At 71.9% G+C, this 8,317-nt stretch carries 7 protein-coding genes; 1 reads left to right on the top strand and 6 read right to left on the bottom strand.

Annotation, left to right across the window (positions count from 1 at the left end; translation table 11 throughout):
- Positions 1 to 340 precede the first annotated feature (340 nt).
- Positions 341 to 1,618, bottom strand: a complete 1,278-nt coding sequence (locus tag LCD31_RS27400) for an MFS transporter (protein ID WP_224962837.1) — start codon at positions 1,616 to 1,618, stop codon at positions 341 to 343.
- Between the two features lie 327 nt (positions 1,619 to 1,945).
- On the opposite strand from LCD31_RS27400, the gene LCD31_RS27395 reads away from it, so the two are divergent.
- A complete protein-coding gene (locus tag LCD31_RS27395) occupies positions 1,946 to 2,743 on the top strand; it encodes a DeoR/GlpR family DNA-binding transcription regulator (RefSeq protein ID WP_224962835.1) in 798 nt (265 codons plus the stop codon).
- A 40-nt stretch (positions 2,744 to 2,783) separates the two neighbouring features.
- Here the strand turns inward: LCD31_RS27395 and LCD31_RS27390 are convergent, their stop codons facing one another.
- The 5 genes from LCD31_RS27390 to LCD31_RS27370 form a co-directional block, all read right to left on the bottom strand.
- Positions 2,784 to 3,737, bottom strand: a complete 954-nt coding sequence (locus LCD31_RS27390; protein WP_224962833.1) for a glycosyl hydrolase family 18 protein — start codon at positions 3,735 to 3,737, stop codon at positions 2,784 to 2,786.
- Between the two features lie 100 nt (positions 3,738 to 3,837).
- Positions 3,838 to 5,184 carry an MFS transporter gene (locus tag LCD31_RS27385; RefSeq protein ID WP_224962831.1) on the bottom strand — a complete coding sequence of 449 codons (1,347 nt, stop codon included), beginning with the start codon at positions 5,182 to 5,184 and terminating at the stop codon, positions 3,838 to 3,840.
- A gap of 50 nt (positions 5,185 to 5,234) precedes the next feature.
- A complete protein-coding gene (locus LCD31_RS27380; RefSeq protein ID WP_224962829.1) occupies positions 5,235 to 6,713 on the bottom strand; it encodes a mannitol dehydrogenase family protein in 1,479 nt (492 codons plus the stop codon).
- Positions 6,714 to 6,717: 4 nt separating this feature from the next.
- On the bottom strand, positions 6,718 to 7,938 hold the full coding sequence (manD, locus tag LCD31_RS27375) for a D-mannonate dehydratase ManD (protein WP_224962827.1): 1,221 nt from the start codon (positions 7,936 to 7,938) through the stop codon (positions 6,718 to 6,720).
- Entirely contained in the window at positions 7,935 to 8,228 is a 294-nt protein-coding gene (locus LCD31_RS27370) for a substrate-binding domain-containing protein (RefSeq protein WP_224962825.1), read from the bottom strand. The genes manD and LCD31_RS27370 overlap by 4 nt, the downstream gene beginning before the upstream one ends.
- Positions 8,229 to 8,317: the final 89 nt, after the last annotated feature.

Genomic DNA, 8,317 nt, shown 5'->3' with positions numbered 1-8,317 from the left:
CCCCCTGACCACCCCCGCCTTTCCGCCTGTCAGCGGCGAAGCCGATGAGCAGCGACCACCAGAGCAACCGGCACCGCAGCGGGTTCTCAGCGTTCTCCTCGCGAGGACAGCGTTTTCTCCTGTGGTGGAGCCACCGGTGAAAACGATCCCGCAGCGAGGAGAACGCTGAGGTTCCGCCACCCCATCCCCGAGCAACAGGAGCACAGAACGACAAAGAACTCGGCGGCTCCCCGGGCGGGGCTTCGACGATCAGGTGGCGCCCTGATCGGGAAGGGTCCCGCGGCCGGGAAGCCGCCGAGGTCTCCGCCACCGCGTCAGCGGCGGACGGGCGTGCGGGAGGTCAGTGCGCGACGACGGTGTTGTCCTCGGGCAGCGCCGCGGCCTCGCGCTGCGCCTCCTCGTTGGGGGTGCGGATGATCAGGGCGAGCACGCTGCTGGACAGGTGCAGCACGGCGTAGATCCACATGACGCCCTGGATGCCGATGATGCCGATGAACGCGGTGCCGATGGCCGGGCCGACGGCCTGGCTGGCGCCGGCGCCGAGGGTGTAGGTCGACATGACCTGGCCCTTGCGGCCGGGGGCGTGCTGGGTCATCAGCGGGGGCAGCGGCACGTAACCGGCGAGGCCGACGCCGAAGATGGCCACCACGATCGCGACCGGGATGTAGCTGTGCCCGACGGCGTTCGGCACGTAGTACAGGCCGAGGCAGGACACCGCGCCGAGCACACCGCCGAACCAGACGATGGTCTTGTGCCTGCTCCACCGGTCGCCGAGGGCACCGAAGGCGACCACGCCGGCCAGGTTCGAGCCCATCATGATCATGAGCAGCGTGGACCACTCTTCGGAGTTGAACCCGACCTGCTCGATCAGGTACAGCGGGGTGAACACCCACACGCCGAACTGCGAGGTCGTGTTGATCAGCCGGGTGAGGGCGCCGAGGCCGACCTTCGGCCGCTCGAACATGATCGTCACGCAGCCGACCAGGGTCTTGACCATGCTGGAGCCGTCGGCGGCCAGCGGCTCGAACCCGGAGCGCTCCTTGAGCATCGTGAACACGATGAACGAACCGGCGGCGATCAGCGCCAGCGAGACCCACAGGGTCGGGTAGAAGCCGAGCGCCGGCTTGAGCCCGGCGACCAGGGCGGAACCGAGGACCGGGTAGCCCATGGTGAAGGAGAACCAGTACCAGCCGAGCGCCTTGCTGATCTGCTTCTCCGGCGCCCCGACCATGATCCAGACGAGGAAGCCGTAGGCGAACAGCGGGTAACCGAGGCCGCGGACGCCGTAGGTCAGCAGGATCAGCACGTAGTTGCTGGTGGGGATGCCGATGGTGAGCATCAGCACGTGGCAGATCGCCCACAGCGCGGCGCCCACCATCATGACCTTGCGCGGGCCCCACCGGTCGGACAGGCCACCGGCGAGGAAGGCGCCGACGGCCGCGGCGAGGCCGTAGACGGTGAAGACGACACCGACGCTGGACTCGGCGAAGCCCAGGTCGACCTTGAAGTAGGTGGAGAGATAACTGGTCTCCACCCCGTCGCCGATCATGAACAGCAACATGCCGACGTAGCCCCAGAGCAGGACTCGCGGGATGCCGATGCGATCGAAGAACGTCATACCGCCGCCGGACGACGCGGACGCGGGCGGTTCGTGGCCGGTTGATACCACGGTGCTGACCTCCTGGCGGGCTTCGGTGCCCGGGTAGGTGGAGCCGGATCCCCGCGCCTGAGCTCGGCGATCCGAATGTTTTTCCTGGTCACCGCCTCGCGGTGGTGACTGCGGCACGTCCGGCCGGTCGCGGTGGTCGCGGCGGACAGCCGGGTGTGTGAGAACAAGATGCTAGATATCTCAGATCTTTTCAAGATCTTCACGCAAAATATGAGATAACTAGGGGGTCACGGGCCTGGTGGGATGTGGGATAACTAGGGGACCGAGGGGAGAGCGATGTCCATCCGGAAGTCCAAGGCGGAAGTCGAGCAGCGCCGCCAAGCGGTGCTGCGCCACGTCAGCAAGGGCGGGGAGGTGCGCATCGACGACCTCGCGGCCCGGCTCGGCGTCAGCCTGATGACGATGCACCGCGACCTCGACGACCTGCACGAGCGCAAGCTGCTGCACAAGCGGCGCGCGGTCGCCATGGCGCTGTCCACCGTGGACATCGAGAGTTCGCTGCAGTTCCGGGAGAACATGCACCGCGAGGCCAAGACGGCCATCGGCGACGAGCTGCGCAACCACGTCTCCCCCGGCAGCACCGTGCTGCTCGACTGCGGCAGCACGCTGTTCCCGCTCGCCCGGCTGCTCGGCCAGAGCGAGCACAACCACGTGATCACGAACTCGCTGCGGGTCGCGTACCTGCTGGCCGACTCGACCGCGCAGGTCACGCTGCTCGGCGACCGGTTCTACCCGGAGTTCGAGTCGTGCGCGGGCCTGGAGGTGCTGCGCCAGCTCGACCGGTTCCACATCGACGTCGCGTTCCTCACCGCGACCTGCGTGCACGAAGGCAGGCTCTCGCACCCGGTGCGGGAGTACGCCGACAACAAGGCCGCCTTCGTCTCCGCCGCCGACCGGGCCGTGCTGGCCGTGGACAACAGCAAGTTCGGCCGGTCCGCCACCTACGCGTACGGGGATCTCAGCGGCTACGACACGCTGATCACCGACGACGCGGCGCCACCCGGCGAAACCGCGCTGGCCCAGGCCCTCGGCGTGCAGGTCCACGCCGTCGCCCAGACCTGGGAGGACGGCTGAGCACCGCGGGTGCCCGGCCCGTTCGCCGGGCGCGGTGCGGTCAGGCCCCGGGGGCGAGTTCCGCCAACCACCGCCAGCGGTCGGTGCCGTCGGCCGGAGCGGCGTTGAAGTACTCCCAGCCGGTGATGCCGCCGAACTCCGGGTACTTCGCGCGCAGCTCCGCGAGCACGTCCCGCAGCGTCGCCGCGTCCACGTAGCCGGAACCGCCGTTGCCCCCGTTCGTCAACGCCGTCACCGCGATCCGGTCGGCGGGGATCACCCCGCGCTCGACGATCGCATCGAAGTCCGATGTGGACGAAGCATCGCCCCAACCGTTGTAGAACTGGGCGTTGAAGAAGGCGATCTCCTCGCCGACGTCCCGGTAGAGCCGGTCGTAGTCGAAGCCGGACAGGTTGCCGCCGCCGGACAGCGCGCTGGCCACCGGGCCCATCGAGATCACGAAGTCGGGCCCGAAGTCGGCGCGCAGCGCGGTGATGACCCGCTCGATGCCCGCCAGGGACATCTCCTCCTCGACGTTGAGGTCGATCCCGTCCAGCCGGCGCTCGGCGACCAGGTCCCGCAGCAGCGGGTAGTAGGTGTCGAACTCGGCGTCCAGCCGCTGGAAGCTGCCGTGCCCGGCTCCGCCGACCATGCCGAGCACCCGCACGCCCTCGTCCTGCACCGCCGCCAGGTCCGTCCACATCGGATCGAACTTGGGGTCGTCCGGCGGGTCGTCGTTGAGGTGCACCTCGGTCGGCGAGTTCAGGTGGATCGCCCCGACGATCAGGTCGGTGACGGGCACGTCGTGGTCGGTGAGCTCGCGCGGCGAGACGTAGCGGTCGCCGTCGTACTGGGTCTGGTAGTACATCGCGGCGTGCTCGCCGCCGGCGGCGTCGGCCCGCGGCCGCACCTCCACGACGAGCGCGAGCACCACGGCCAGCACGACCGCGGTGGCCGCGACCAGCACCGCGCGCCGGACGCCGACGCGGTGGGGCGCCGGGAACTGGAGACTCATCCGCACATTCCTCGTTTCCCTCGCCCGCGCACCTGGCGGGACCATTCGACCCCGCGCGACCCGGCCGGTCAACGCCACGAACGGAGCAACGCGCTCCCGTTTACCGTTCGCCGGTCGCGTCCCGGTCGGTGGTGAGGTCGCGGTCCCGCGTCTCCGGCGCCAGCCAGGTGGCGAACCCGCTGACCAGCGCCGCCACCGACATGTACACCGCCACCGGGATCCAGGAACCGGCGAACGCGGCGACCAGCGCGGTGCACACCAGCGGCGCGATCCCGCCGCCCAGCATCGAGGAGAACTCGCGACCCAGCGTGACGCCCGCGTACCGGTAGCGGGTGCCGAACAGCTCGGGGAAGTAGCTCATCTGCACCCCGACCAGGCCGTGGCAGGCCAGCACGAAGCCGAGCACGACCACCACCACGACCGCCGCGGTGGAGCCGGTGTTCAGCGCGATGAAGCTCGGCCCGGGCAGCAGCACCAGGGCGGCGAAGATCAGCCCGGACACGGGCCTGCGGCCGAACCGGTCGGACAGGCGGCCGAAGCCGAACGCGGCGACCCCGCCGCACAGGGCACCGACCAGCAGCACCTTCGGCACCAGGTCCGCGTCCACCCCGACCGAGGACACCAGGTAGGAGGCCATGAACACCTGGTAGGTGTAGGACTGGGTGCTCACGCCGAGGTTCATCAGGAACACCAGCAGCAGCGGGCGCCTGCCGCGCCGGAACACCTCGGCGACGGGGCGGCGCGGTTCGGCCTCCTGCTCGCGCAGCTCCTGGAACACGGGGCTCTCGGCGAGCCTGCGCCGCAGTACCAGGGCGGCGACGGTGACGAACAGGCTGCTGGCGAACACGAGGCGCCAGCCCCAGCTCATCAGCTGGTCCGGCGGCAGCAGCTGCGCCAGCACCCACGCGACCGCGCCGACGGCGGTGCCCAGCGCGGCACCGGTCATCACCAGCGCGGCGAGCCGCCCGCGGCGCCCGGGCGCGGCGGTCTCGGTGAGCAGCGTCGCTCCCCCGGCCTGCTCGGCTCCCGCGCCGAGCCCCTGCAGGCAGCGGCACAGCAGCAGCAGCACCGGCGCGAGCAGCCCCACCTGGTCGAAGGTGGGCAGCAGCCCGATGGCCAGCGTCGACCCGCCCATCAGCAGCAGCGTCGCCACCAGCACCCACTTGCGGCCCAGCCGGTCGCCGAGCCGGGAGAAGATCAGGCCGCCGAGCGGGCGGGCGGCGAACCCGACGGCGTAGGTGCTGAAGCTGGCCAGCAGCCCGGCGGCCGGGGAGATCCCGGGGAAGAACAGCTCGCTGAACACCAGCGCGGACGCGGTGCCGTAGATGACGAAGTCGTACTGCTCCAGGGCGGTGCCGATCAGGCCGGCCCAGGCCGCGCGGCGCACCGAGCGCTGGTCGGGTTGCGGCTGCGCGGGGGCGCTCTCGGGTGCTGCGGTGCTGTCCATGCGTCCTCGGATGGATCAGGTCGCGTGCGGTGCGACGGGCGGGTCGGAGTTCAGCCGGTGCAGGCCGCCGCGGCGGCGGCCTTCGGTCCGTGCCGGACGAGGAGGTCGAGCAGTTCGGCGACGCGGGCGGTGAAGTCGGCGTGCCCGGCGAGTTCCGCGCCGAGCAGCCCGCGTCCGAGCACCTCGCCCACAGTGGACTTCGACGACGCGCCGCGCCGCATCGAGTCCACGATGGACTCGCGTGCCGGGTCGGACATCGCCGCCGCGTGCGGACCCGCGTCGGCCCCGCCGCCGAGGCAGCGCAGGTAGGCGGCGACGGTCAACGCCAGCTGCTGCGGCATCCGGCCGGCGCGCAGGTGCGCCAGCGCCGGATCCGGCACCCGCTGGGCGAGCTTGACCGAACCGTCCGAGCCGACCTGGCGGGTGCGGTGGCCCAGCGCCGAGTTCGCCCAGCGCTGGAAGAGGCTCGCGATGTAGTCCTCGGCGTCGACGGCGGCGGGCACCGCCAGCGTCGGCAGGTAGTCCGCGCGCAGCGCCCGGTCGGCGGCCTCGGCGATGAACGGGCGGGCGATCGCCTCCGGGATCGTGTCGCAGCCGTCGAGCGCGCCCAGGTAGGCGATCAGCGAGTGGGTTCCGTTGAGCAGCCGCAACTTCAGCAGCTCGTAGGCCTCGACGTCGTCGGCGAACAGCACGCCGGAGCGCTCCCACGCGGGACGGCCCGCGGCGAAGTCGTCCTCCAGCACCCACATGCTGAACGGTTCGGCGGGCACCGGCACCGCGTCGCGCACCCCGAGCAGCTCCCGCACCTCGGCGCGGTGCGCGTCGGTGGTCGCGGGCACGATGCGGTCCACCATGCTGTTCGGGAAGGTCACCGAGGCGTCCGTCCAGCGCTGCAGCTCCTCGCGTTCGGGCGCGGGCAGTTCGGCGGTGAACTCCCGCACCAGCCGCGCGGTCTGCCGCCCGTTGCCGCCGAGGTTGTCGCAGCTGAGCACGGTGATCGGCCCGGATCCGGCGCGCATCCGGCGTTGCAGGCCGCGCACGATCCGGCCGGTGGTGGTGCGCGGCGGCGCGTCGCCGCGCAGGTCGGCGCGCACCGGCTCGGAATCCAGGTCCAGCGAGCGGGTGCGCGGGGAGTAGGTGTAGCCGCGCTCGGTGACGGTGATCGTCACGATCCGCGTGTCGGGGGCGGCGATCGCGTCGAGCACCGCCTCCGGCTCGTGCGCGGCGACGAGCGCGCCGGTGTGCACGCCGGGAACGGTGGCGGTGCTGCCCGCGGGCGAGGATTCGAGCACGGCGTAGCGCAGCTCCTGCTCCCGCATCGCGGTGGCCACGGAGGTGGAATTCCCCGCCACACCGAGGATTCCCCACGGCCCGTCGGTGTGCGCGAGCGCTCGGGCGGTGTGCACGGCCTGGTGCGCGCGGTGGAAGTTGCCCAGTCCCAAGTGGACGATTCCGGTGCGTTCCGGCGGAGCCGGGCGCAGCAGGGCGTGCGCCGGGGCCGTGGAGGCGCCGAGCCGGGGCGTGGTCATCTGCTCACCAATCCGTCATCGAACCGTCGCGGCGGCGCGCGACGGGCAGGTAGGCGGGTTCGTACGGGAACTTCGCGGCGGCGGCCTCGTCGACGGTGACGCCCAGGCCCGGTTCCTCGCCGGGGTGCAGGTGGCCGTCGGCGTAGCTCCAGGCGTGCGGGAACACCTCGTGCACCCGCTCGGCGTAGCCCATGTACTCCTGGATCGCGAAGTTCGGGGTGCTCATCCCGACGTGCAGCGAGGCGGCCAGCGCCACCGGCGACACGTCGGACGGCCCGTGCGGTCCGAGCCGCACCTGCCAGAGCTCGGCGAGCGCCGCGATGCGCCGCAGGTGCGTGATGCCTCCGGCGTGGGTGACGCAGGTGCGCACGAAGTCGATGAGCTGCTCGGTGATCAGCGACTGGCACTCCCAGACGGTGTTGAACACCTCGCCGATCGCCAGCGGTGCCGTGGTGTGCGCGCGGACGCGGCGCAGCACCTCCTGGTTCTCGGCCGGGGTGACGTCCTCCAGCCAGAACAGGTCCACCGGTTCCAGCGCCCGCCCCAGCCGCGCCGCCTCGCCCGGGGTGAGCCGGTGGTGGGCATCGTGCAGCAGGTGCAGCTCCGGGCCGACGTGCTCGCGCACCGCGGACAGCACCCGCGGGGCGTGCCGCAGGTAGGCGGCGGTGTCCCACACCTCCTCGGCCGGGGCGGCACCGCGACCGGCGGGCTCGTAGCCGCTGCCGCCGCGGTGCACCCCGTAGACGGTGTCCAGCCCCGGCACCCCGGTTTGCGCCCGCACCGCCAGGAATCCCTCCGCGCGGCGCGCGTCCACCGAGTCCAGCAGTTCCGGCACGTCCCAGCCGGTGGCGTGGGTGTAGGTCAGCACCCGGTCGCGGACGGCGCCGCCCAGCAGCTGGTACACCGGCAGCCCCGCGGTCTTGCCCTTGACGTCCCACAGCGCCAGGTCCACCGCGCCGATAGCGGTCATCGTGACCGGGCCGCGCCGCCAGTACGCGCCGCGGTACAGGTACTGCCAGGTGTCCTCGACGCGCGCCGGGTCGCGGCCGATCAGCAGCGGCGCCACGTGGTCCCGCAGGTAGGCGGCGACGGCCAGTTCGCGGCCGTTGAGCGTGGCGTCGCCCCAGCCGACGACGCCGTCCGCCGTGGTGATCTTGAGGGTGGTGAAGTTGCGGCCCGGGCTGGTGAGCAGCACTTCGGCGGCGACGATGCGGTCCCGGCTCATGCGGTCTCCTCGCGGACGGGGCCCGTGGTGCCGCGCACCACGAGCTGGGTGGGCAGGCGCAAGGTGCGCGGCAGGGTCCGCTGCCCGGCGACGGCACGGCCCAGCAGTTCCAGGCTCACCGCCCCGGCGCGCTCGATCGGGGCGGCGATGCTGGTCAGGGCCGGGTGGGTGATCTCGGCGAGCGGGATGTCGTCGAAGCCGACCACGCTGAGCCCGTCCGGGGCGTGCACGCCCAGCGCGCGGGCGCCGGAGACGACGCCGAGCGCCACCAGGTCGTTGTGCGCGATCACCGCCGTCGCCCCTCCAAGAACACCGACAAGTTCGCCGAGGTCGACTGGTCGCCCGGCCCGCACGGTTCGCCGCTGCTGACCGGCTCGGC

It is taken from the genome of Saccharopolyspora sp. 6M, assembly GCF_020176775.1.
In the GTDB taxonomy this organism is placed as follows: domain Bacteria; phylum Actinomycetota; class Actinomycetes; order Mycobacteriales; family Pseudonocardiaceae; genus Saccharopolyspora_C; species Saccharopolyspora_C gregorii.
Note: the sequence above shows the minus strand (reverse complement) of the source record. Positions and strands in the feature narration are given on the sequence as shown.